Raw genomic sequence first — 22,830 nt, 5'->3', positions numbered from 1 at the left:
TCATTGTAATGACTATTGGTACCATTTTCAGCGCTGATAATAGCTGTTCCCGGTTTTCCATCAAATATATTATCGAAATAACGTAGCTTACATGGTTTGCCATCCCCTTCAATCTCAATACAGATTTTGCCTGTACCTGATGTGTAGTCTTTAGTTACCATGAGATTATTTTGTCCTTTACTGGTACTGGTTAATGTATCTACCAGAAAATCGTCAATATATACTTTTACAGTTTGCGGAATATTTGTATTAGTGTAGGCTATCAAGCCGAATCGAATACTGTGAGGTAACTGGAAACAATGTTTACCCGTGTCATTAGTACCACATGTTCCATTACAGACTTTACTATTGCCTCCACTATTGTCTCGGTGACTGCCTAATAAATCGGTATCGACCGATACTGCCGCTTGAATATTTTTGAAGGTTAACCCTCTCCAACCCTGATTATCGCTGGAGATGATGATTGGCCCGGCATCAAGTGCATTCAAATTTGGGTCGAACCGAATAAAAGAATCACCTTTGAAAAAATAAATAAAATTTCCATCGATATCTGGCCATGAAATAATGGCATCCAGATTGCTACTAAATGCTGCATATTTCCCAGTCATTCCCCATCGGTCTGAAATAGTATTCATCTCAATTGTGTGTGAATCAATGGTGTAATCTATACAATGCCTGCCTTTAAAGAAACAAACGGTGTTGGTAGTCAATTCTATGGCAGCATCTATTCCATTTTCCAGTTCTGTTCCTTTTAATCCAGGCCAGCCATCTATAATGAAGTTTGGTCCATCAAAGACTTGTGCTTTCACGATATCGAATTTAAGATACAGTGAACCTTTAAAAAAATATAAAAAGCCATTTAAATTAATAACATCGTCAATATATCTTTGGAACCCGGCAGGCAGGTTGGGCCAATCTTTACCGATGGGTTGGGGGTAACCCATGTATGTATTTAAACACTGATTATTGAACTTAATGTTTTCTTCATTCAGGAAGAAATAACTAGATATATTCATTGTTATATATCCTTTGTAATTAGAAAATAAGAGGTAATTTAAATCTTTCTGGTGCAACGGAATTAAAGTTTCATAATAAAAGCTAATAGATAATAAGGCGGAATGATATCAATGCTATGATTATGTGAAGGGGACGATGCTGTTGCCGGATGGTTATGTCCTTGTCCACCTCCTGTGTTTGATGTATATGCATAGTGATCTTTTCCTAATGAAGGTTTCAGCCATATTGAGCTAGTATAGCTATTATTTATTTGATATTCGGTTTTGTTATCAGGGGCGTAGCCATATTTCATTCCATAACTAGTATAATAAGTCATACCCCCAATATGTTTATGACTAGGTATTTGTAACTCTGTTAATACTGTATTTCCCACAGTAACATTGACCGAAACCGCAGTTGATGCTGTATTCTTGGAAAAGCTTTTTTCGGTGCCACTACCATTAGCTTTACTACTGCTTTGCCCTGTCTCAGAAATAGTTTCACCACACATGACAAAACGGCTTCTTAAATCTGGGGTTCCATTATTGCCATCACAAAAAGCCCAGCCTGTAGGAGCATTCTCACCGGAGAACATCATAATCATGCCTCTTGGCAGTACATTATTGGGATCAATACTGATGCCGCTACTGTCTACCTTAATACCATCACCCGCTTTAATTTTTACACTTAATCCATCTTTATCTGCTGTTAAGCCGCCGTCAGGGTTAATTTTTATTGTTTGTGTATAGTCATCACCCGGTTTTAGCGCTGAATGTGGATTATCAGTCTGACCAAGCGTTTTACCAATTTCATGGCGATCCAGAGTATTGGTATTCTCTATATTGGATTCTAAAGTGGACCGGTTATATTCTTTTTCCATTTTTATCACCTTGTATATGATATTGAGTTGTTTTATTCATCAATGAAATTGATGATTTTTTCCTTTATTTACTATTTGCATTTAAAATATAAAAAGCGTTTATTTCTTTACCTTCATTAGTTTTTATTGAAAAGTATAGCTACCGCAATAACATGATTTATAGATGTTATTGTTTATATTTAAAAATTTAACCAATGGTTATTTAAATAATTTCCAATGAAACAAAACAATTATGGGCGGGGGATTTTTATATACAACATTAATTAATAACAGAGATTGTTAATGGATGTTTATTTTTTCTGATTATTCAATTTCAAGTATGGCAAGTCGGTGGTAATGAATAGGGTTGTTTTTATTGATTGGGATAAGTGGATTACAGTAAGCTCAGTATGAAAAATAGAGCTTAAAGTAATCCAATAATCGTTTATGGCTTAATAACTTGATCTTTAATATTAAATTTGAATAATGCATCCTCATTTAAAGTTCTTGGTAGTAGCATTTTAACAATAGGCAAAAATTTACCTGTTGTTAAAATCAAATTACCTAAAGGTATAAATGTAAAACAGGCAACAGATGCTGTATTTACATTTGACCCTAAAGATCAAGTTGTGAGTCAGTAGTATAATATTTTAGTTATATACCCTATGGATTTCAGATGGATCGTGACGGAAAGGGCGTGAATCCCCGGAAGCATAGCAAACTATGTGACTGGGGTGAGCGCGTGCAGCCAACAAAATGATAAGAAGCTCGTTAATTCACTTAACGAGCTTCTTAAAGATATAGAAAGAATACCATTCTTTCTTGCCAGTATGATTAGTGAGATTTCCGGCTAAATCTAGCCATGCCCGGTTTTTGTGGATTGGAAACGAATCCGGGATTTCCAGCGCCTGGTTTCCAGCTTGCTTTCATTTTTGCGCCAATACTATTATAAAACTGATTCAGTTCATCGATATTATTGGCAATTGTCCATTTCCCTTTACTGACAATAGCAACCGGAAATTCCCCTGGTTCAGCAACCGCTTTGACAATTCCCCCGTGTTTCTTTATCTCTTCTTGTTCTTTATCCATCGCAAAAGCAGGGTAGCTTACTTGAGGACCATGCCTGATAACATTGTGCTCTATATCTTCAAATGGCCGGTTTGAATCAGATTTAGCGATATATTTGTTAATGCGATCGATGATTTTCTTTTCTTCTGATGAATTGGATGGCACTGAATGTGGTTGCGTTGTAAAACTAATCATGTCGTGCATATCATAATCACCGGTGAAAGGCAGTGCAGCCCAATTCTTTTTTTCTTTCAAAGGAGCCAGACTTGCTTCGAGATTGTTTAAATCTATGGGATAAATTTTCCCATTGACCTGTTTATCTGATAAACCGTGACCGCTGCTCATATAAATACCCTTGAGACGTCCCGTTTCTTTATTCCAGTGACCGACATAGCCTTCAATACCCGCCTCCTGCACTTTCTTTATCACATCTGAAGCTTCGTCTATGGGATAAGCTTTGTTAATTGAACCGGGTTTAATGGTTTTTTCCAGAATATCATGCCCCTTGGCCGCGGCGCCTTTACCCAAGGCTCTGAGTGTTGGTTCACCTGCTGCCCGAAAACTGACAGCAAAATTACCTATTCTGGACGCTTTTTCAATTGCCTCCATATGGCCTTCCCAGATAAATTGTCTCTTAACTTCTTGGCGAACGGAGGAGTCGCTAGTCAGATTATTTGAAAGTGAAAGATGTCCATCGGAAGGGGGTGGTAATGGAAATGTTCTACGGCTATTTTTACTATTCTGTATGGGTATTCTCTGAGAATTAGAATATTTTGGCATATTTATAAATCCTTTATTATTAGTTTGATTTATTATCTGTATAATTTTATATTGACATTAAATTATCAGAATTTTCTTTAGCGATAATAATACCTGTCCCATTTACTTTAACCACGATTTCTTGGCTATTTACCCATGTAGAAAGAATATCTTTTATTTTAGCTAAATAGGTTGAGAGAGTAATACCCGAAACTTCAAGAATAACACTTTCATTTTCCTGATTATAATTATTATCTGTTGTGGATTCGGTTATCAGATTCACTTTAGCTATGGCAAGGCGAATATCTTCGGTACCGCCTAAATCTGCACATAATTTATCTGCCAGAGCTTGGCTTATTTGTGAATTATCCAGACTGGGTTTTTGAACCACAGAAGTGGATATTTGGCTAATTGGTTTAATATTGTCTTTAATATCTTGCAGTTTCATCGGTACAGTAATGGAATACATTAAAGAGAGGCGAGGGCGATTACCAAGAGCTTGCCAAAAATTACCTAAACTATTTAAGTTTTCCTGCTGGGGAATAACTTGGGTATAGGCACCGGGAATACCGGTTAATTGACGATTATTGATTAATGCATTTAAAACCCGTGTCATCACTTGTGCGGCTTGATTATTGGGTTGACTGTCCGGGCTGGAGCTATCACTAGAGGGCTTACTCGCATCCCAGTAGGTAATTAAATAATTACAATTGATATTGACCCATCCCGGCAATAATGTGCTGCTCATCGGGTTATAACGTCTTGGTTCCGCAGAACGTAATTGTAGATCTTCATGTATATCATAAAGAAATACACTGACCGTCGGTTCCGATTGAATAGAGTTAATTTCAGGTAGATCAAAACGAATATTAATTTTCTGACCGGAAATATCTAAATATTGAGATAAAATAGTATTTAATGCTTGATTAATTTCGATAATCGCATTGTCAGAAGCAATGATGGTTGTCATATTTGTTCCTATTCTATTTTTTTAAAAAGCTAATCGGCCCGTTTTATTTAATTCAAGTATCACGGCTCGATCTATATGTTTATTTTCGATTTGTTTGCAGTTATCATCTGCGGATAATAGTGATGATAATAGAGCAATATTTCTAATATTCGCTCCGGTCAAATCGGATCGTTTAGCCAGATGCTCAAAATCAATTTCGTTGGACAATGTTAGTTGCTTAGGCCAAATTTTTTGCCACATTTTTTTACGTAATGCTTCATCAGGGTAAGTAAAGCGGGTAATAAAGGTAAAACGGCGGTTAAACGCGCTATCTAAATGGGTGCGGTTATTGGTGGCTAAAATGACTAATCCCGGATAATTTTCCAGTCGTTGTAGCAGATAAGAAACTTCAATATTAGCATGTCTGTCTTGGGCGTCTTTGGTTTCACTGCGTTTGCCAAATAGGGCGTCGGCTTCGTCGAAAAATAGTACCCCGGAATCGGCTTCGGCCAGATCGAAAATACGGGAGATATTTTTTTCGGTTTCACCGATATATTTATTTACCACGGTAGAGAGATCGACTTTAATTAGATCAACGCCAAGATGTCCGGCAATCACCTCAGCGGCCATGGTTTTACCGGTACCCGATTCTCCGTAAAATAGTGCACTAATACCGGTGCCATAACCGATTTTTTCCTGAAAGCCGGTAGCCAGAATTTGATCACGGTGATAAATGGCGGCAATAATTTCTTTTAATTGTTGCGCTAATACGTCTGAAATGACTAAATCATTAAGGCTGCGTTTGGGCGTTATTCGCTGAGCTAATTTACCGAAATTCTGTTGAGCGCGGAAACTTAATGCTTTACGCAGATCGATTTCTTCCAATTGGCCTTCTGGTTGTCGGATCATTTGATATTGATAAGCTTCTTCAACAATGAGCGGTAATGTTTCCGCAGTAAATGAAAAACGCTGACATAGCTGAGTAATATTAATTTTTTGAGCGATACTCTCCGGTAAACTTGCTTTTAGCAAGGTTTTTTTATCCACCAATGTTGCAACGGGCATATTAATTTGCACTATTGGCAGGTGTTTAATCCAGATGAATGCCTCTCCCGGTTCTACCAGACAAACTACGCGTAATTTTGGCTGATTCAGTAAAATAGATAAATCACGGTGTAATATTTTCTTTTCTTCTATGAGCAAAGAAAAATTGCGAATTAATAAACAAGCGTTATGTAGCCGGGTTTCTCGTATTGCATCCGCCAGCAGGCCGGATATTTTGGTTGTATTTTCTTCATCGATTAGGTGGGTTAAATCAAGCGTTAAGGTATGAATACCATGAGATTCCATAATATTGCTGACCGCTAATTCTCTGGCGCTGCCTTCTTTACCTCTGAGTATTATTAATGGTCGTATTTTGTCGGTTTCATTCAATAATATCTTCTCAAATGAGTGATAAAGGGTTTGCGGATACCCGTTATGTAAGGCAGGTGTTTGCCAGTTAGCACAGGTTATCAAGGGGGATAAAAGGGTTCGTTGTCCCGATAAAAAATGCCAGACCGCATTGTGAGTTAAAAATTGCGTTTGTAACCAGATAGATTCTTCGTGATTATTGAGTCGTAATAATTGGTTACTGATTAACGGTGTTTGCGGTAAAAAGCTATTTTGCAGTAATTGCCGATCACTTTGACGTTGGCTAAATAATTCAATGGCTAAAGCGAAGCTGGGCCACTGTTTTTTACTGCTACCATTTAGAGTAGCAAATAATGCATGATAACGGCCATCGAAATGGGGTAATAGACCTAATAATAAAACATCACGCTCAAATTCAGTCAGTTCAAAACGTTCGACCAACAATGATAATGCATCAAGGGCAGGGCTTGCCTCGATTTCTGGATGAAGAATAGGATTATTCGTTGTAGCCAGCCAATGAGGTATACCTTGCGGTGATATTAAACACTGTTCTATTTCCTCTTCGGTCAGTAAAAAGCTTTCCGGTAATGCATCGTACTGATCTCCCTTTTGATAATAGTATTGCTGTAATAGCAGATCGATACGTTCAAAATGGGGATAAATCCAGCGTAATTCAGCTCCGTTACAGGGGTTATTTGTGAGTAGGTAGTCCATATAAACCTTCTAAATATTTTTCCAGTCAATTTTTAAAGGGTGATTCAGCCAGGGAAGCTTGGCGATATTTAATGGCCACGGCCAATCGGTTAATAGCATATCGAACGGCTGATGCTCTACCATGATTTTGATTTCCTGTTCATTTATCAGCAATTCACCGGGCCGTTGTAAAAACAACTGACGAGCGTCATTGCGGCTTAACTTTTTCCAGCCGGGAAGTTGGCTAATAATGGCATCTAGCCATTGATCTATGATCAATTGTTTTTCTGGTTCAAGAGGGGTTAATTCAATCACTTCGTCAGCCATTAATCCACACAGAACGTTATTCAATATATTTTGCTCTGTCTGTATTTTTTCGTTTCCCCAAATTAGATAGTTAAGGAAATTAACCGCGCTAAATTGGGCTTGACGATGAATAAATTTTTGCTCTTCAAGTAAGCCCAGTTGATTAAATAATGCGGGTAGCATCGGCCATAAAATCAATATTCCAGCGTTATTCACCTGATATGAAAGAATTTGTCTGGATAATAAAGTTGATTCAGGCGGTACTTTTCTGATAGTTCGGAATTGGCTACATTTATTATCTTTAACAGATAGATTATTTGATGCTGCTGATATCTTATGGTTTTTTGATATTAATTCTTGATTTGTCGAATGTTGATATTTATGAATATTTTGAATGTCAACGTGAGTAAAGACTAATTTCTTATTAGATTTGTTTTTATCTGCATGGTCTGAAATAAAATGTTCAGGTAAATATTGCTTTTCCTGAATATTGATGCTGTCATGATTGGTAATAATTGATTTTTTACCAAGTATATCTTTATCCGTATGATTTGAAAAATAATGCTCAGGTAAATATTGATCTTCCTGAGTATTAATGTTGTCATAATTAGTAATAATTGATTTCTTACCGAGATCCATATGATTTGAAAAATAATGCTCAGGTAAATATTGATTTTCCTGAGTATTAACGTTGTTATGATTAGTAACAATTAATTTTTTACTGAGTATATCTTTATTCATATGATTTGAAATAAAATGCTCAGATAAATATTGATATTCTTTAGCTGATAGATATTTTTTACTGAATGTTGCAACAGTAATAGTTTGCCATAACTGTTTTAACCAATTATTTAATGGAATATTGTGAGTGATAATCTGACGAAATAACGTAATAATAGATGTTGCATTAAGTGTACCATTATCTAATTCAGTGGTGAGATGTGATAGCACTTTCGCATCCAGTTTAGGTATCTCCTGTGTATGATTTAGCTGTATATATTGCAACGCATTGAGTATTAGTTGTCCGGGGGAGGCAGGCTCCCCCAAATATTGTGATTTGTTTATCCTTTCGGATAGTTTGTGGTTAATAGCGCTTAATAAAGTGGGTTGCTTGAGCGCTAATAACCGTTGTAGACTTGGTTCAGATAAACAGCTTTTTGCTAAAAATAAAGCTAATTTATCTTCTATTCCAGCTAATTGATTAACTAATTCTTGGATATTGATGTCAATATTTTGATGATGAGTTTTAATCTCTATTGAATTCAATGCGGAATTCTTTTGATTTAAATAATGAATGAAATCTTCAACATTAATTGAATTGTTGACATATAATAAAGAAGGTTTGTTGGTTATTTTTTGCGATTTTGATTCTATTAGGGGTGTTTTTTTCTCCTGATGATTAATTTGATAATGGCTTAATGCTTTATTTAGTGCAGTATTAAGCTTTACAGGGAATAGTGAATTAAAGTTATGTAAATTTATTTCACCAAGATCCAGAGTTAATGTTTCTAAATAGATATCCTGATTAATGGGATGTTGAGTAAAGAATGTGTTAAATAACTTATTGATATCAGTTTGATTAAGCAGGGAGCCATGCAATACCTTTTTAGCCACCTGTTGATTATTAGCCTCAATAGTAATGATAATCCGGTTTAACAGATTTGGCTCCTTAGGCATATTAATATTTCCTCTGTCGTGAATTGATATATACTCTATGGATTTCAAGATGCATCGCGACGGCAAGGGAGCGAATCCCCGGGAGCATAGATAACGATGAGACCGGGGTGAGTGAGTGCAGCCAACAAAGAGGCAACTTGAAAGATGACGGGTATAATAAATGTGAGGTGGGTTTTATATAGAATATATCACTATGATTAACTAATTTATTTTTTCATAATGTATCTCATAAAATATATATTTGCTGCTACATGTGTTCCATAATCTAACTGCCAATAATTAGTCCTTTTATCTCCCCCACCTGAAATTAATATAGTCAACTGAGTCATGATGATTACTATTAGTATTTAAGTCAGGCGTGCCATTACTTCCATCACACCATACCCAACCAGAAGGGGGACTATTATAATTGCCATAAAATGGCACAATTGTTCCTGGTGGAATAATTAGGTCAGCGAGTGCTGATGCAATTGATTGTATATCAATGCTTACGCCATCACTGTCTACTTTAATACCATTACCAGCCTTAGCTTTTACAGAGACGCCATTACTATCAACGTGAATACCATTGCTGGCCTTAACATCTAATCCATCACCTATTTTTATTCCCCAACCAAGTCTTACTGATATCCCTGTAGATTCGACGTTTATTGTATTATCTTTGGCTTTTACAGCGACACCATTACTATCAACATTAATACCGTTACCTGCTTTAACTTTTACACCTTCGTTAACTATTTCAATCCCGTCATGATTATCCACTTCAAGTTTATCGTTATTAATCCACAACCCTCTGCCGGTATTTACCGCTAATCCACCAGCGTCAGTCAGTAGGCTTTTATCTTTGACTTTTACAGCGACACCACTACCATCAACATTAATGCCATTATTTGCCTTAATTTTTACACCGTCTGAACCCAAGCTTAATCCACTTACACCACTCCAACCATTACCGGTATTGCCCCCTGCTAATTTTAAATAAAGACCAGAACCGTCAGTGACTGTAATACCACCGCTCGGCCAACATTTAACAGCTATGCCACTCGAATCAACGGAAATACCGCCGGTAGGGTTAGTTTTCACTGATAATCCATGATTATTATCCAGTTCTAGCCCTGAATTTGGATTGTCCGTCTGATCCGGTGCTTTGCCTACTGCCCGGCGACCGATATCAGCAATATCAATCAGGTCTGAATAATCGGTTTGTAGGGGAATACTGCCTTCTTTAAAACGATTTTTTAGTTCATCTGCTGAAGGTCCTATTGATTTAGGATTGGTATTTTCTGTATTGGATTGCGAAGTAGACAGATTATGTTTTTTTTCCATTTTAATGACCTTGTATATAATATTGAATTATTCTGTTTTAAATATCCTGTCAATATTGCCGTATAATGAAATGGCAATCAGGGAGAATATTTTATTTAACTCTGAAATCGATATTATTCAACTAATCTATTTTTGCTATTATGTTTACTCAAATGTAGTATTAATTTAAATTTTTGGTACATATAGTAACTGATTATCTTCTATTACCTTTTCGTTCCATTCAGTTCCAGAGTCGCCAATAACCTCTTTGCGCTGCTGTTCGGTGGCAATGCGCATATTACCTGTACCCGTTGCCGTTGAAGGTAGACGTCCTAACGTTAAGGTTTCTAAAATATTATAGGCTTCATCACCCAAGGGAGCGCCATTGTTCTGCCAACGCGTATTTTTCATTGGAAAAATACCAACGATAGCGCCATGCATCTTCTGGTTTCGGGAAATCATATTGTTGGCCGGATATTTTTTTAAGTAATATTCGGCCTTGAATACTATCGAACTTCACTACCTGTGCTTTAAGTTCATAACCGGCGGGAGAATCACTGTTAGCTAATATTGTTGTCGGCGGCCTATCGGGGGTAATGACATATTTCAGGGTGATTTCATCATGTTCTTCGATCATAGCAGGGAAGGGACTTTGGGTGCTGGAGGTGATCCAGCGTTCATCTTCTGTTCCCGTTTGATATGTCTCACTGGCATAAACCAGTTGATAATCCATATCTTCCATCCATACCGGGCTATTACACCAGCGTAAATTACCTTGTTCAAACGTGGTTTTCACACGGTCTAAATTACGCTCTAGATCAGTGCTATTACGGGTGTCAAGCGAGAAGGCGTCTCCTGTAATATCGGTGATCATTTGGCCCCGTAATGTGAATTTTCTGTCGCCCTCAATAATAATTAGATTAATCACTTGACCATGCAATAATTGGCCTGCCGTTCCTTTCTGGGTAATGACTAATTGATGATTTTTAGCATTGGTTTCACTGTTTATTGCCAGATTATCGGGCTTTTGCTCACTATCGAATTTTTTGTCAGGTTTTACCGGTAATAGCTGACGATGTTCAATCAGATAGAAAGGCAAATTAGCCAAGTTGGGGTTGTCTTTAAAACACTCTCCACCTAAGCCAATACGGGCGGCAATTCGTTTTTGCAGCGCTGACACTTTATCAATACGAATATTATTACGCTGGTAGGTCAATTCAGGTTGTTGAGCCAAATAACCGCGCTGAGTAGAGAGAAAATCCAATGAATCCAGAGTGAGTGGTCTGGCCGCGCGATGGGTACCAAAATATTCCAATAAGTCATTCAGGATTGATAATTCTTTTGCATAATTTTGTGGATGGATACCGTTACCATTATTAATAATAATTTGGGAGTCATCATTTAGTTGTTTGATTATATCAGGCATGATTTCCTGATGGACTTTCTGACCGACAGTATTGGCTTTAAAAGGCCATTGTATACCGTATATTGCATTTCCCCGTTGTTTAAAGGCTAGTAATTTCGGTAAAAGGTCGAGTTCGGCGCAGCCGTTAGCCAGCATCTGTTCAAACGGCAACATAAATTGGTGCAAGTGTACTTGCTGTTGAGTCTCGGCGTAGGTCTGTAATCCATAGCAGGCGGGTAATTTATTGCTGACTGGATAGTAATCCAAAACTTTACGATGTTTGCCCCAGTTTAATAATTCGGCCTGTGTCTCAATCAATGGCTCAGCAATAATTTTGCTCGCTATATCTTGTTTAGAAACAGCGACTTTTACTCCACCTTTGGCGGTAATAATGAGTGGGCTTGCTGGTGAGGAAATTAAGCTTAAGGGATCGTTACCCCATAGCCTGGGATAATATCCTTGAGTGATTGTCCAGGACCAATTATCGTCCACCAGCGGAGAAATGTTTTCATCGTGTTGGCCTAATGCTAATCGGGTAATTCAGGTATCCAGCCGTGATGTAAATAAGGTCCCGCGAATATTTCTTCATTGCTGTAGCCTGATTCTTTCATGGCTTGAGTGGTATAACGTAATGGTGTTGCCAGTACCGTCTGTGCGGTTGTCATATAGACTTTGGCGAAGATGTCATCAATATCTCTCACATCATCATCCAGCTCAATATTAAGCTGCAATAAGAAATCCGTGGGTTGTAGCCAGATAATTTTACTGACGGATTCCCCCAGATTACGGTTGTTTTTTAAGAAAGCCGTCAGACTTTGCTGCACTAATGTCTTATTGATCTCAGTTTCCCGACTAGGAAGTAGATAAAGCCAGTAATTGCCTCTCAGCGTTAATTGTTGGCTATCTGGCGTTTTAATAAAACTATATTCACGTTTCTGTTTGTTATACCAGTATTCATAGCGTTCGCTTTCAGGCTCACGAACTAGCTGTACATCGTTAAAGAAAAAATAATCTGCATTGTTGTCGTTATTGTTATCGCTACTGTGCAAATCCAGTAAGGCGCGGCGATAATCTTCTGCCCACGGCATATATTTTCGGCTGAGTTCCTGCTGTAACTGATGACGGCCATAGTCAGGATTAACCCCTGTGACAAACACCGTTGATAGCTGATCAGCACGTCAACATAGGTGGGGTTGTCGATTTTGAGGGTGGTCCAGGGACTGCTGAGTTGACTTATCCAGTGGACCATTTCTGCCAGTCGGGCCGGGTTCAGGATCGGGCGCAGTGCATCATCGTTGTCTTTGTAACGACTGTCAGGGATCACAATCAGTTGTTGCGTTTCCGGGGCCGGGATTTTGGTTAATTCATTGGCGGAAGGGTATTTGACATCAAATATACTCGTAAAATTCTCTTTCAGTAGCGTGACAATGTTATTCCAACTTAAAGCACGGTTACGATGGGACAACCGAGGTGGAATTCGTGTGAGAAACGCGGGTTCTGTTTCTTTCGGACGCCCATTCCAGGAAGCCCAAGGTTGCGTCACACGGCTAATGGCGGCGGATGTGCTGACTGTCTGCTTGATACTGTCGGCAACCAAGCCATTGATAAAGTGATCATTTTCAATGCCTGCCGGGTTGATTAATGTGGCGGTGGTGGCGTTGTACAGTATGCCTTGCATTCTTGGGTAATCTTGAGGGGCGGTCTGCTGAGTTATCTCTGTTTTCAGCCAGTATCGTCCTGCCGGCATCAAGGCTGCTTGATTTGATGCATCCTGTGGCAATAATGTACTCCATATCCCCCGGTCAAACAGATTATGAGTTTGATCATGAACCAGTTGATTTAATGGTTGCCAGATGTTTTGTTGATTCAGATAAGACCAAGATAGCGTGAGTTCTTGAGTACCGACCAATTGCCAGTATAGGGATAAGGTTTGTCCCGGTAACACGTTGGTGAAGCCCAAATAGAGTGTGTCATTGGCGAATGAAGGGAGTTCTGCGTTTGGGTTTCCCCAACCAAAAGGCGTCAGGGGATAAACGGTGTATTGCTCAGTTTTTACTTTAGCGCTGAATATGATTTGCAACGCACTGATTTGTGGGGTGTAGGGTAAATTTTTACCGGTCGGATCTTTCCAGTATTGGGTGTGCATAAAATCTTGTTCAGTCAATTCTATGCGCACTGACGCAGGCCAGTCATTGGGGGATGGGCTATCAGTAACGGAATAGTCCATTGCCGGTAAGGTAAAACTCAGGCTTTGCCTTTGAGGTGCATCGGTTCCGCCAAATAATGATGGGGTGCCAGTGAGCTTCTTTCTTTCCTGAGACGTGACTAAATAGCCTTGGACTTTAAACGCGCTATTATCAGGTTCAGGGGTGTACCCTTTATACCACGCTTTAAAATTCATTGTGGGTAAACCAACCCATTGTGGCGTCAGGGTAAGCGTCGCGTTTTCAGAACCGTACCATTCAGGGGCGATCAGATTAAAGCCGGAACCCAACGAGGGAAATTGTCCGAAGGGGAAACTGGTTTTATCTGTTTGTTCAGTTCCGCCATCGGAAGCATAGCGCACACTGCGGTTACCGTTAATCTTGATTTCAACGCCGGTAATTTTGGGCAGTGTGGGTTGCTGAGTTGTGCCTAATTTTAATACCGGCACGTCGAATGTCATACCATCAAGGTTATCTGGCGGGCTGATAGGATCAGCCGTGGATGATAATCCCAGTTCAATATTCTTTTTGTCGATAAGTTTTACCGACAACGATAACCAGTGATCTTCTGCACTGATTTTAGCGGTGAGATGTTCAGCTTGACCTGCCCAATCGTTTTCCAGCGTCAATGTGATGTGACGTTCTCCAGCGGACATAGCAAATAAAGATGAAGTAATCAGATAACCGGATAGCACCGCCACATCATTGGCTGTTGGGCTAAAAAGTTGAATGCCGTTTTCGGGTAATGCCATGTTATCCGAAAGGCTAAAGGGGATTGCCGATTGCCAGCCATCCTTATCTTTTCGGTACCAACGCAGGTCGGTCAGTGCTCCTTGATTCGCCAATAAATCCGCGTCTGACGCATACTGTAACGAATTACCGGCGCTATCTTGCCCGGCATCAAACAGCGTGCCTTGTGCTACCAGAAATTCTGCGTTATCCGTATTCAGGCTAACGCTGATGGCAACGCTATCCGCTTGGGCGTTTTTGGGGTTTAGTCCCAGTAATTCTCGATAATAAAGATCACGGTGTCGCGCTGGGAAAGTGTTTAATAAGCGTTTGGTTGTTTCTAATAGTTTTAAAAAAGCCAATATAAACGCCTGATGTGGCGGTAAAAGGCCATTGGCTTGATTAACTTGTTGGTAAATACAAGCTAATTGCTGAGGATTATTTGCCTGAATAAAGTAAAAACTGTCCCAGAACTGTTTTTTATCTTGATCGAAAGGAATGATGGCGGCGTATTTTTTAAGCCAGTTTAAAATATCCAGCGTACTTCTTTCATCAAGTTTAAAAGCAGTATTTGGCACGATAGCGGAGAGTTTATTATCTAACTCGGCTTGTCCCATATTTATACCACCTGTTATTTAAAAATAAGGTTGAAAAGGTTATTTATCCGACACTGACGATATATTGGCTGGCATCCAATTGAGCAATGGTGACCATTCCCATACCGGGTATTGGGTGGCTCGGAGTAATATATTGCGCTTGAAATTGGACCTTTTTTTCGTCACCCACAATGGCGATCTTTTTGCCTTGGATCTGGGCGTGCCCACTGCCTCTAATGGTTGCCGGTCCCAGAAGGGTGACTTGCCGGTTGCCGAATAACGGTTCAAATAGCAGATTGTCGCCATCCACCACACATTGTTTACTCATAGGTTCACCCACACCTGGCCTTCGCTAACCTCAAGGATGCCATCAATTTGTTGGTTGATTTCGCTGCCTCTCAGGGCGTAAGTCACCTGAACATGCAGGGTATTGGGTAAGTCTGTTCTTTGATTTACCTGAATCATCGTGATTTGCGCGCGCGGTTCATAGCGCAGTACCCGTTCTTCAATTCGAGTTTGGATTTCTGCTATCAGTGCATCATTAATATTGGCAAACAGATAATCATTCAGGCCACAACCGTAATCTTCACGCATAATGCGTTCACCGGGTTCAGTGAGAAAAAGAATTTTCATGCTTTGGCGAACATTCTCTGCACCTGATGCCATTTGGACTCCGGTAGGTATTTCTGGATGCGTATTATCTTTAATAAAAAACTGTGGCGGAAAAGCCCAACCCCGGCCATAAATATCGGCTAATATGTTGTTTGTCATTTCGCTGTCCTATTATTGTGTTAAGTTAATTTTCGCACCTTTAATATCGACGCCGGACTTTCCAGTGGCTGACAGGGATTTTTCAGCCTGTAGGTTAATTTCCTGAGCTTTGGTGATAATATTCTTCGCTGAATTTATCGTAATATCTTTATCCTGTTGCAGTGATAACGCATGTTTTCCGCTATTAAGGGCGGCGATTTTATCTTGATGATTGAACACTAATGCTTGTTGATTATCCCCTTGTTTAATGATCAGGGTTTTTATTGGATTTTTTTCACTGGGTTCTATTGGTGTTTTATTTTTCGGGTTGTGCATAGCGCCTAATATCACCGGGAAGCGGGGATCGCATTCAAAGAAACCGATAATCACCTCATCCCCCGGTTCCGGGTAGAAACAGAACCCGCTTTCATGACTGGCATAAGGTTTACCCAGTCGGGCAAAAAGTACGCTGTTGGTTAAGTTTAACGCCGGTATCCTGACCGGAATTCTGTCCAGTGACTGCTTGTCTTGTTGGTATTTTTCCACAATCCCCACATGTAGTTCTTTAACCTGCGGAACAGGCGGTTCTGTTTCCGGCAACAGGCCCAGAGTTAACCGGGTGCGCCAGCCTTGCCGCTGATTGATGGTCTGACTGACGCCGGTGATAACGCTTTTACCATCCATTGCCTGACCAAAGCCGCTTAACGTCAGAACATCCCCCGGTTGATAGCGGCTATTCCCTGCAACTTCAACATTGCCGGAGACGTTATGACTGCGTAGGTTATTCATCATGCCTTGAGCAAGGTATTTGGCTTGTTCATTATCTTGCGGATAGCTAAAAACCCATTGCCATGTCTGATCAGTTAAGGTTGCCAGACTGTCTGGCGCGAGTTGACCACTGCCAAGCCGACTGTTTTTTGCCTGAGTGGCTTGAGACAGTTTTTGTTGTGCGATATCCCAGGATTGTACGCTCACCGTTTTGGGGCTGTGCCGGTTATCCCATTGCAGATCTGCCTCAAACAGCACAGTGTCTTGATCGCTGGCACGTTGTTTAATGGTGTGCATGGTTGATTGATTAAGTGATTCTGGCGTCGTCAGCGTGACCGTCTCGTTACCGGGTAATAACCAGATATTGGTAGCGGCCAGCCGGTTTTTTAAGAATTTCCAGTCATGGCAGCGAAACTGGACCATCTGCTCATGTTCAGTTTTAAGCTGAGGTGCCTGTTTTATCGTGACCGGTATACCCGCCTGACTGAATAGTTTTCTGATAATGGCTTCGTCACTTTGTTGGCTGAATAGCTGTGAATGGAAATTGTCAGTGAGTTTTTGCAGTGGATGTTTCGCTATTAGGGTAACCAGACTGTCCTGACCTTTGAACTTAAGCGCTTGCCGAACAATGATCCCCTTAAACAACACGGTTTTTTGCAGTTGCACGATCAGTTCTTGATTGGGCCGACAGCTTGTGAGTTCAGCTTGCGCTTTGGTGGCAAAAATCGCGTTGGCGTCACCGGCTACGCTAAGCGTGATATTGGCTGTGGGGATACCGTTGATTTGGTGGTTTACGGTCAGACTAATGACAGAAAATTGGCTGAGTGTTTTTCCCGCTATTTTAACCTCTATCACCGGTATCTTCATGCGTCCCCCTGTGCCTGTAGCGTTTGCCCGGGGGTGAAATCATCAAGATTATCCAGATTGTTTTGCCAGGCGAGGGTGAGGTAATCAATGCCGCCTGCCAGAGAAGCCCCGGCGCCTAAGGCGATTAACGGCAGAGAGAGCATATCGGTCACGCTGACTGCGGTGATCGGCGGTGATTTTAACTGCTGTTCAGTGGCTTGAATAACAAAGCTTTCATCCGCGATCAGCGATAAAGTCGCGCTGGCTCGCAGCGGAGTGGCGTCCCGATCAAACAGGGTGTAATTGATGGTGAGATCACTGGCCCGGCAAGCGAAATAACCTTTGTTTTCCCAACGCATTTTGCCCCATTTGATTTTGAGGAAGTGGGGCACGTTGGTGCTGGCATCCACCGTACACAGGGCTTTCAGGGTTGCGAGTTGGGTTTCTACCGGGATAGTGTTGCCCGGCATAGTGGCGTCAAATAGCAGGACTAACGTCAAACCGGCGGGTTGTGATAGTACATAGCGGCTGCTTTGGCTGGTATTGTTAACGCTTGCATCCTGTTGGTAGCGGGTTTGATAATCGAGCTGAATCCCATCAGGGTTATACATCGCCTGTAAGCTGCCTACGGAGATTTTCCCCTCCCGGTCTTTAAAGGCGGTCAGGGTGAGTTTGGACAGGCTGCGTTCAATTAAGCTCATGATAGCCTCCTGTTTCACGCAACGCCTCTAACACTTCCCGTTTGACTATCTCGATCAGGCGGGCGTTATCCAGCGTCTCTTGGGCTAATGACGGCGGCGTGATGGGATTACGCTCGGGATCAGTGACTTTGGCCTGAATAATCAGCTGCTTAATTTCGACGGTCATATTTTCACTCCTAACCAGCGCATATCTTGATAACGCAACTCAAGTGAATTCACCAAAACGGCGTTGCTATTGGCGTCAAAGTCGCCGGTGGACCAGCGCACCGGTAGCGCGTTGCTTAATGTCCAACTTGCCACGGGTAATGAATTTTCATTCAGTAACATAATCACGACATCGGCATAGACCGCTTTTTCGCCACGCAGGACACGATCAAACACCAATGTGAGGGGGGTCACTGTCATCACGCCACGCTCTAACATCAGACTGCCATGTTGGATTTTTTCGGCCAGCCAGGTATTTCTGGCGTTTTCCCCGCCCTGGCTGTGTTGGCTAGTTTGCAACTCACGGCTCAGGCCCGATATCCGTTGAAAGGCGATATCCAGCGGGCTGGGAATGTTGTTAAAAAGAAAACTGGCGATAAAACGGTGCGACACTGCCGGGGTGTAGAGGTTGTTCATATTTTGCCTCTGTTTAACTTAGCGGGTGATACCGATATAGGTATCGAATGTCAGGTTTAGCTCAATAAATTCTGCTGGAATTAAGACCGCAAGGCTGATTTTGATGATCATTTTTCCGGCCTGTATATCGGCTTCACTCATTGATTCACCCACACCCAATAACACCTTGAACGCTTGATCTTCTTGGGTTCCTCGTAGCCCGCCGTTTAACCATAACTGGCGCAGCCAGTTATAGGCTTGCCCTTTAAACTTCATCCAGGTGATGGCGTTATTGGGTTCAAAAACGAAAGCCCGGCCGAGTTGAGTCATATGGGTTTCGATATAAGAAACCAGACGACGGATCTGGATATAACGCCAGAGGGAACCGGGGGTGTTGTCCAAAGTTCGGCATCCCCAGATCCTGATGCCTTTGCCGGGAAAACTGCGGACCAGATTCAACGAGGCGCCATCCGGGTTAAAGAATGCATTCGCTTCAATATAAGCGCGTACCGGGCTAATCACTTTGGCTAACGCGATGTTGGCCGGAGCGGTCCATACGCCTTGTTGATTATCGTTGCGCTGGATGACGGCAGCCACTGCGGCGGTCGGTGAAAGTACGATAGGATTTTGCGCATTATCCTGATAGGCGCTTTTTAGTCGCGGCCAGTATACGGCACCCCATTGTTGATCTGCGGAAGAAAACTGTTTTAAACATTCAGCGGCTAATGTGGGGTTGTCCGGGGCATCCAATAACCCGATGATACCGCGTCGGCTCTTGCAAAGATTGAGTACCGATTGCCAAAATTGTAACCAGAGATCTCTTTGAGTATAGGAAATATCTGTCTGATTAAAGCGGATAACATCCGGGGTGATAATCAGGGTAATGTCGTTTTCTGCGGAAATCGTTTGTGTCAGCCACGCTTGTTGCAGAGCGGTGATCAATGACGGAAAATCGCTCAATTGTTTTTCGGTACCCAGTGACAGCACATAAGCTTGTTGACCGCCGTTTTCAAAGAAATGGCGCACGGAATAGTACATTAATCCTGACTCAGGAAATGACCGGGCAAAATCGGCCAGACTGTTAAGTTTGATAGCCGTTTTATTGACCATCGATAAGGTATAACCAATAAAAACCGGTATACCGATAAACGTGTCATCTTGCTTTGGGGATATCAGGTTTTCTGTGACGGTGACGCTCGGCTGTGTTATCTCCATTTATCGTCTCCTTAACGACTGAATAGACGCGGTGTTTAACCGCGTCTCAGTACGATTACTGGAAGTGGCAGTATCTTGGGGATTCGCAACCGGCAGGATATAACAAGGTCCACCGCCATTTTGAAAATAAAGTTTTACCGCATCACTACTTGTTGTGTAGGTACCGACAGCTACAGCGTAATTGTAACCGGAGCTTGTATCACCCGCGTTAAGAGCGATATTGGTTGTAGCAACAACTGTTGTATCGCCCACAACTTTCCCGGAAGGCGGAGTGGGAGGCGGTGGCGTTGGTTTGGTCGATGTGATGGCGATTGACGTAATACAACCGACATTAAACAGATTGGTAAAATCCAGCCAGCTACTAACACGTATCGCTTTTGGTGTTGCGCTGGTTTTTTTAGGCTGGAAGCGGCCAATAAAAACAGGTATTGCGGTGTTCCCGTGGCTGATAGAGAGCGATAGTGACGCATCTTCTTCAATATAAACGCCGGGATAGGTCGTTATTGTCGATCTATTAAGGTGCTTGAATGGTGACTCGATCCGCGACCAGCGCGATTTCTTGAATGGCAATATCATTGCTGGTGGCGTCAAAAGAAGGGGAGGTGAATGACGTTGGGAAGGCATTTGTCACATTCCAGGTCATTAGAATTTCGGTGCCGGCTTCGTTGGTCAGGCTAATGGCGATATCTTTTTTCTCAACTTGATTAAGTTGAATAGAATTAATCCAGTCAAAAAGCTTAGTGTCGCCGGAGAAGACTCCTTTACGCAGGGTAATATTGATCGATTGACGTTGGCCCGGCATTTTATAGTAATTACCGGTACCATCTTTATATTCGATGACGTCATGAGAAATATCGAGCCCGGAAACGTTGTTAAAAGGGATCTTCTCATCACCAATAGAGACAACAAACCGATAAGCAGGAATGGGATAGTCAACAGTAATTTGTTCTGGAGTTATAGCCATGATTTTTTCCTTGATTGTTTACATTTGAAATATAAGGAAAACGTCTATTATTTTGTTTTCCTTAGTACCTAACGATTGGGTATAGCTACCGCAACAACCTGATTTAGAGAGGTTATTTTTTATATAAAATAATTTAAAGCCTATTTCTCTTCATTACAAAAAGGCCAAGTAAAATAGCCTCAATGTGCTAGGTAGTTATTTGACGATTATTTAAATCACCTCTCGTGAAACGAAATAATTATAGATACGGAATTTCCAAGTGCGATTATCAATTAATAATAATAAAGATTGTTAATTGATATAGCAGGTTTTGATAATTTTATGCATCAGCATATCTTGATTGATTTCTATAAACAGGGAAATAAAAACGCCCGTAACTTTAATCTGGATTAATACTTCAAATCCATAGGGTATATCACTATTTCATTTTGGTACAATTGACGCTATGTAACGTCATGGCAGTTCCGGCAAAGCAAAGGCAACAGCCATGAGCTTATTGTTGGGAGCCGGTGGATTATCCAAAAGGTCCAGTACATATAAACTGTCTTTCTCTGTCAGTTCAAGCCGTTCGTTCTCATCGATAATCTTCCGCGCTGCCGAGACGACGTTGCGGATCACAAATTCGGTCAGATTGGTGTGTTGTATGGCTGCTGCACGCATCAACAGTGATTTTTCTTCAGAGGCAATACGCAACGATATACGGTCATTGGTTTCTACTGGGATTTGAGGCATGATTGAAGTTCTCCATTTTGTACGCATTAAAATAGTACATTAGATGTGGGTATATATCCTATGGATTTCAAGTTGCCTCTTTGTTGGCTGCACTCGCTCACTCCGGTCACATAGTTACCTATGCTCCCGGGGATTCACTCCCTTGCCGTCGCGATGCATCTTGAAATCCATAGGGTATAATTAATTAAATTTGCTACGTTTAAGATTTATCTGAAAATAATTATTCAGATGATCTGATGCTATGAGTTTGAAATCCATAGGGTATATGTATTTAATCATAAATTTGAAGAGTAGGTATTTAATTGAGATCTATTTTCAGATTTGTCTTATTTTTACCACCAATAATACCCAGAGACTTTCATATCTTTGGAGGTAAAGGTGTTTGCTTCAATTGAGGGCTTATTGAATGGCAACCAACTAGATTTAGTTTTTATATTTATGATATTAGGGGCTGCGGCTATTTTCTGATAGTGAAGTTGCCATTGATTTTCCTCTGGGTTAAATTTTAAGAATGCAAAACCATAGGTATTTTCCATAACTTTGTCATCAGCTTCGTGATATCCATAATCGCGGAATTCCATTGCCGTAATCATACCCATCCCGTGATCAATATTTTGATTATTATATTCAACGTCTTCTTGACCACCTTGTACGTGCCGAACCCGGAGAGTATCTTTATTCATTTTATCGACCACAAATGAACATCCACTGAAATTTGGGGTAAATACATATTGTGGATGGCGACTGAGATTGGGTTGTACCGGGATATCAACATATCCTCCTTGTGGTGCCCAATAAGCTGAAATAGACATCTCTTTATCCGGCATTTCTTCTTGATAGGTATCGACAATTTTTAATGCGTTGAATGGCAGAGTTTCATCCGATGGTTTAATTTGTAGTGCCTTGAACACCAGATCTCCGCCTCCTTCTTTGTTATTTAAAATATCTTTTACTCCTTCTGACATTTTTATTTTTTGCGGATTAATTAAATCGGTAATAATCGGTTGTGAAGTCAGTGTGCTTTCACTTAATATATCAGACATTGCTATGGAATTGGCGCTATATTGTTTTTGTTTCGCGGGGGATGGAATAAAAGGTTGTGCGCCTTTTATATTTCGTTCATTCCCTGTTCTTAATTTTTTCTTTAACGGTAAATCTAATCCTAATCCCAATGTGCAACTATTCATATTATATTGGTTAGAATGTGTCGAATATTTTTTCGATCTGTTTCCTGAATGGTTAACTTTTTCACTATATTTGCTGTTTGGCATATTATTACCTGTTAGTTTTTGGTG

The 22,830-nt window shown here is 40.8% G+C and carries 21 protein-coding genes and 3 pseudogenes; 2 read left to right on the top strand and 22 right to left on the bottom strand.

The window, feature by feature from the left end; genetic code table 11:
• The coding region (locus tag LGZ98_RS05260) for a fucose-binding lectin II (RefSeq protein WP_262977798.1) at positions 1-1,016 on the bottom strand (1,016 nt) is incomplete at its 3' end.
• A 62-nt stretch (positions 1,017-1,078) separates the two neighbouring features.
• Complete coding sequence (locus tag LGZ98_RS05255) at positions 1,079-1,876, bottom strand: tail fiber protein (protein WP_113043174.1); 798 nt, start codon at positions 1,874-1,876, stop codon at positions 1,079-1,081.
• Between the two features lie 704 nt (positions 1,877-2,580).
• Here LGZ98_RS05255 and LGZ98_RS05250 point away from each other — a divergent pair.
• A complete protein-coding gene (locus LGZ98_RS05250) occupies positions 2,581-2,709 on the top strand; it encodes a type II toxin-antitoxin system RelE/ParE family toxin (RefSeq protein WP_146748107.1) in 129 nt (42 codons plus the stop codon).
• On the opposite strand, the gene LGZ98_RS05245 is transcribed toward LGZ98_RS05250, so the two are convergent.
• The 4 genes from LGZ98_RS05245 to LGZ98_RS05230 all read right to left on the bottom strand — a co-directional run bounded on the left by LGZ98_RS05245 (position 2,690) and on the right by LGZ98_RS05230 (position 8,720).
• On the bottom strand, positions 2,690-3,532 hold the full coding sequence (locus LGZ98_RS05245; RefSeq protein WP_229015781.1) for an Insecticial toxin: 843 nt from the start codon (positions 3,530-3,532) through the stop codon (positions 2,690-2,692). The genes LGZ98_RS05250 and LGZ98_RS05245 overlap by 20 nt on opposite strands.
• Before the next feature lie 217 nt (positions 3,533-3,749).
• Positions 3,750-4,652, bottom strand: a complete 903-nt coding sequence (locus LGZ98_RS05240; RefSeq protein WP_113043172.1) for a Pvc16 family protein — start codon at positions 4,650-4,652, stop codon at positions 3,750-3,752.
• Between the two features lie 21 nt (positions 4,653-4,673).
• A complete protein-coding gene (locus tag LGZ98_RS05235; protein ID WP_113043171.1) occupies positions 4,674-6,758 on the bottom strand; it encodes an ATP-binding protein in 2,085 nt (694 codons plus the stop codon).
• A gap of 9 nt (positions 6,759-6,767) precedes the next feature.
• The gene (locus tag LGZ98_RS05230) at positions 6,768-8,720 is read right to left on the bottom strand and encodes a contractile injection system tape measure protein (protein WP_262977797.1); all 1,953 of its coding nucleotides are present in this window, start codon (positions 8,718-8,720) and stop codon (positions 6,768-6,770) included.
• Positions 8,721-8,743: 23 nt separating this feature from the next.
• On the opposite strand from LGZ98_RS05230, the gene LGZ98_RS05225 reads away from it, so the two are divergent.
• Complete coding sequence (locus LGZ98_RS05225) at positions 8,744-8,902, top strand: hypothetical protein (protein WP_262977796.1); 159 nt, start codon at positions 8,744-8,746, stop codon at positions 8,900-8,902.
• 106 nt (positions 8,903-9,008) lie between these two features.
• Here the strand turns inward: LGZ98_RS05225 and LGZ98_RS05220 are convergent, their stop codons facing one another.
• The 16 genes and pseudogenes from LGZ98_RS05220 to LGZ98_RS05155 all read right to left on the bottom strand — a co-directional run bounded on the left by LGZ98_RS05220 (position 9,009) and on the right by LGZ98_RS05155 (position 22,806).
• Complete coding sequence (locus LGZ98_RS05220; protein WP_262977795.1) at positions 9,009-10,046, bottom strand: phage tail protein; 1,038 nt, start codon at positions 10,044-10,046, stop codon at positions 9,009-9,011.
• Between the two features lie 165 nt (positions 10,047-10,211).
• Complete coding sequence (locus tag LGZ98_RS24115; protein WP_315901984.1) at positions 10,212-10,436, bottom strand: hypothetical protein; 225 nt, start codon at positions 10,434-10,436, stop codon at positions 10,212-10,214.
• Positions 10,393-11,922 carry a baseplate wedge protein gene (locus LGZ98_RS05215; protein ID WP_315901983.1) on the bottom strand — a complete coding sequence of 510 codons (1,530 nt, stop codon included), beginning with the start codon at positions 11,920-11,922 and terminating at the stop codon, positions 10,393-10,395. Before LGZ98_RS05215 ends, LGZ98_RS24115 begins: the two co-directional genes overlap by 44 nt.
• 35 nt (positions 11,923-11,957) lie before the next feature.
• Complete coding sequence (locus tag LGZ98_RS24110; protein ID WP_315901982.1) at positions 11,958-12,518, bottom strand: baseplate wedge protein; 561 nt, start codon at positions 12,516-12,518, stop codon at positions 11,958-11,960.
• A pseudogene (locus tag LGZ98_RS05210) lies at positions 12,501-14,980 on the bottom strand (hypothetical protein); the annotation flags it as partial. The pseudogene LGZ98_RS05210 and the gene LGZ98_RS24110, both read right to left, overlap by 18 nt.
• Positions 14,981-15,038: 58 nt before the next feature.
• Positions 15,039-15,287, bottom strand: a pseudogene (locus tag LGZ98_RS05205) (hypothetical protein); the annotation flags it as partial.
• Positions 15,284-15,730 (bottom strand): GPW/gp25 family protein, encoded by a 447-nt coding sequence (locus tag LGZ98_RS05200; protein WP_113043168.1) that lies wholly within the window; start codon positions 15,728-15,730, stop codon positions 15,284-15,286. The gene LGZ98_RS05200 and the pseudogene LGZ98_RS05205, both read right to left, overlap by 4 nt.
• 12 nt (positions 15,731-15,742) lie before the next feature.
• The gene (locus LGZ98_RS05195; protein WP_113043167.1) at positions 15,743-17,344 is read right to left on the bottom strand and encodes a phage baseplate assembly protein V; all 1,602 of its coding nucleotides are present in this window, start codon (positions 17,342-17,344) and stop codon (positions 15,743-15,745) included.
• Positions 17,341-18,024 carry a CIS tube protein gene (locus LGZ98_RS05190; protein WP_046975698.1) on the bottom strand — a complete coding sequence of 228 codons (684 nt, stop codon included), beginning with the start codon at positions 18,022-18,024 and terminating at the stop codon, positions 17,341-17,343. The genes LGZ98_RS05195 and LGZ98_RS05190 overlap by 4 nt, the downstream gene beginning before the upstream one ends.
• Positions 18,011-18,190, bottom strand: a complete 180-nt coding sequence (locus LGZ98_RS05185; protein WP_113043166.1) for a DUF5908 family protein — start codon at positions 18,188-18,190, stop codon at positions 18,011-18,013. Before LGZ98_RS05185 ends, LGZ98_RS05190 begins: the two co-directional genes overlap by 14 nt.
• Complete coding sequence (locus LGZ98_RS05180; RefSeq protein WP_046975700.1) at positions 18,187-18,645, bottom strand: phage tail protein; 459 nt, start codon at positions 18,643-18,645, stop codon at positions 18,187-18,189. The genes LGZ98_RS05185 and LGZ98_RS05180 overlap by 4 nt, the downstream gene beginning before the upstream one ends.
• Positions 18,646-18,663: 18 nt before the next feature.
• Positions 18,664-19,839 (bottom strand): phage tail sheath family protein, encoded by a 1,176-nt coding sequence (locus tag LGZ98_RS05175; protein WP_113043165.1) that lies wholly within the window; start codon positions 19,837-19,839, stop codon positions 18,664-18,666.
• A 63-nt stretch (positions 19,840-19,902) separates the two neighbouring features.
• Positions 19,903-20,379: pseudogene (locus LGZ98_RS05170) on the bottom strand (phage tail sheath family protein); the annotation flags it as partial.
• Positions 20,354-20,803: a phage tail protein gene (locus tag LGZ98_RS05165; protein WP_113043164.1), complete on the bottom strand. Its 450-nt coding sequence runs from the start codon at positions 20,801-20,803 to the stop codon at positions 20,354-20,356. The pseudogene LGZ98_RS05170 and the gene LGZ98_RS05165, both read right to left, overlap by 26 nt.
• Before the next feature lie 453 nt (positions 20,804-21,256).
• Positions 21,257-21,535, bottom strand: a complete 279-nt coding sequence (locus tag LGZ98_RS05160) for a type II toxin-antitoxin system TacA family antitoxin (RefSeq protein ID WP_113043163.1) — start codon at positions 21,533-21,535, stop codon at positions 21,257-21,259.
• Between the two features lie 332 nt (positions 21,536-21,867).
• Positions 21,868-22,806: a hypothetical protein gene (locus tag LGZ98_RS05155; RefSeq protein WP_262977794.1), complete on the bottom strand. Its 939-nt coding sequence runs from the start codon at positions 22,804-22,806 to the stop codon at positions 21,868-21,870.
• Positions 22,807-22,830 lie beyond the last annotated feature (24 nt).

It is taken from the genome of Photorhabdus kayaii (assembly GCF_025384895.1).
Taxonomy (GTDB): Bacteria; Pseudomonadota; Gammaproteobacteria; order Enterobacterales; family Enterobacteriaceae; genus Photorhabdus; species Photorhabdus kayaii.
Note: the sequence above shows the minus strand (reverse complement) of the source record. Positions and strands in the feature narration are given on the sequence as shown.

What these genes read in the sequence shown, in the direction of transcription:
- LGZ98_RS05230 (WP_262977797.1), bottom strand. Translation starts at nt 8,720, where the DNA reads ATGCCTAAGGAGCCAAATCTGTTAAACCGGATTATCATTACTATTGAG.
- LGZ98_RS05235 (WP_113043171.1), bottom strand. Translation starts at nt 6,758, where the DNA reads ATGGACTACCTACTCACAAATAACCCCTGTAACGGAGCTGAATTACGC.
- LGZ98_RS05180 (WP_046975700.1), bottom strand. Translation starts at nt 18,645, where the DNA reads ATGAACAACCTCTACACCCCGGCAGTGTCGCACCGTTTTATCGCCAGT.
- LGZ98_RS05155 (WP_262977794.1), bottom strand. Translation starts at nt 22,806, where the DNA reads ATGCCAAACAGCAAATATAGTGAAAAAGTTAACCATTCAGGAAACAGA.
- LGZ98_RS05245 (WP_229015781.1), bottom strand. Translation starts at nt 3,532, where the DNA reads ATGGAGGCAATTGAAAAAGCGTCCAGAATAGGTAATTTTGCTGTCAGT.
- LGZ98_RS05240 (WP_113043172.1), bottom strand. Translation starts at nt 4,652, where the DNA reads ATGACAACCATCATTGCTTCTGACAATGCGATTATCGAAATTAATCAA.
- LGZ98_RS24115 (WP_315901984.1), bottom strand. Translation starts at nt 10,436, where the DNA reads ATGAAAAATACGCGTTGGCAGAACAATGGCGCTCCCTTGGGTGATGAA.
- LGZ98_RS05185 (WP_113043166.1), bottom strand. Translation starts at nt 18,190, where the DNA reads ATGACCGTCGAAATTAAGCAGCTGATTATTCAGGCCAAAGTCACTGAT.
- LGZ98_RS05160 (WP_113043163.1), bottom strand. Translation starts at nt 21,535, where the DNA reads ATGCCTCAAATCCCAGTAGAAACCAATGACCGTATATCGTTGCGTATT.
- LGZ98_RS05165 (WP_113043164.1), bottom strand. Translation starts at nt 20,803, where the DNA reads ATGGCTATAACTCCAGAACAAATTACTGTTGACTATCCCATTCCTGCT.
- LGZ98_RS05255 (WP_113043174.1), bottom strand. Translation starts at nt 1,876, where the DNA reads ATGGAAAAAGAATATAACCGGTCCACTTTAGAATCCAATATAGAGAAT.
- LGZ98_RS05175 (WP_113043165.1), bottom strand. Translation starts at nt 19,839, where the DNA reads ATGGAGATAACACAGCCGAGCGTCACCGTCACAGAAAACCTGATATCC.
- LGZ98_RS24110 (WP_315901982.1), bottom strand. Translation starts at nt 12,518, where the DNA reads ATGCCGTGGGCAGAAGATTATCGCCGCGCCTTACTGGATTTGCACAGT.
- LGZ98_RS05190 (WP_046975698.1), bottom strand. Translation starts at nt 18,024, where the DNA reads ATGAGCTTAATTGAACGCAGCCTGTCCAAACTCACCCTGACCGCCTTT.
- LGZ98_RS05200 (WP_113043168.1), bottom strand. Translation starts at nt 15,730, where the DNA reads ATGACAAACAACATATTAGCCGATATTTATGGCCGGGGTTGGGCTTTT.
- LGZ98_RS05195 (WP_113043167.1), bottom strand. Translation starts at nt 17,344, where the DNA reads ATGAAGATACCGGTGATAGAGGTTAAAATAGCGGGAAAAACACTCAGC.
- LGZ98_RS05220 (WP_262977795.1), bottom strand. Translation starts at nt 10,046, where the DNA reads ATGGAAAAAAAACATAATCTGTCTACTTCGCAATCCAATACAGAAAAT.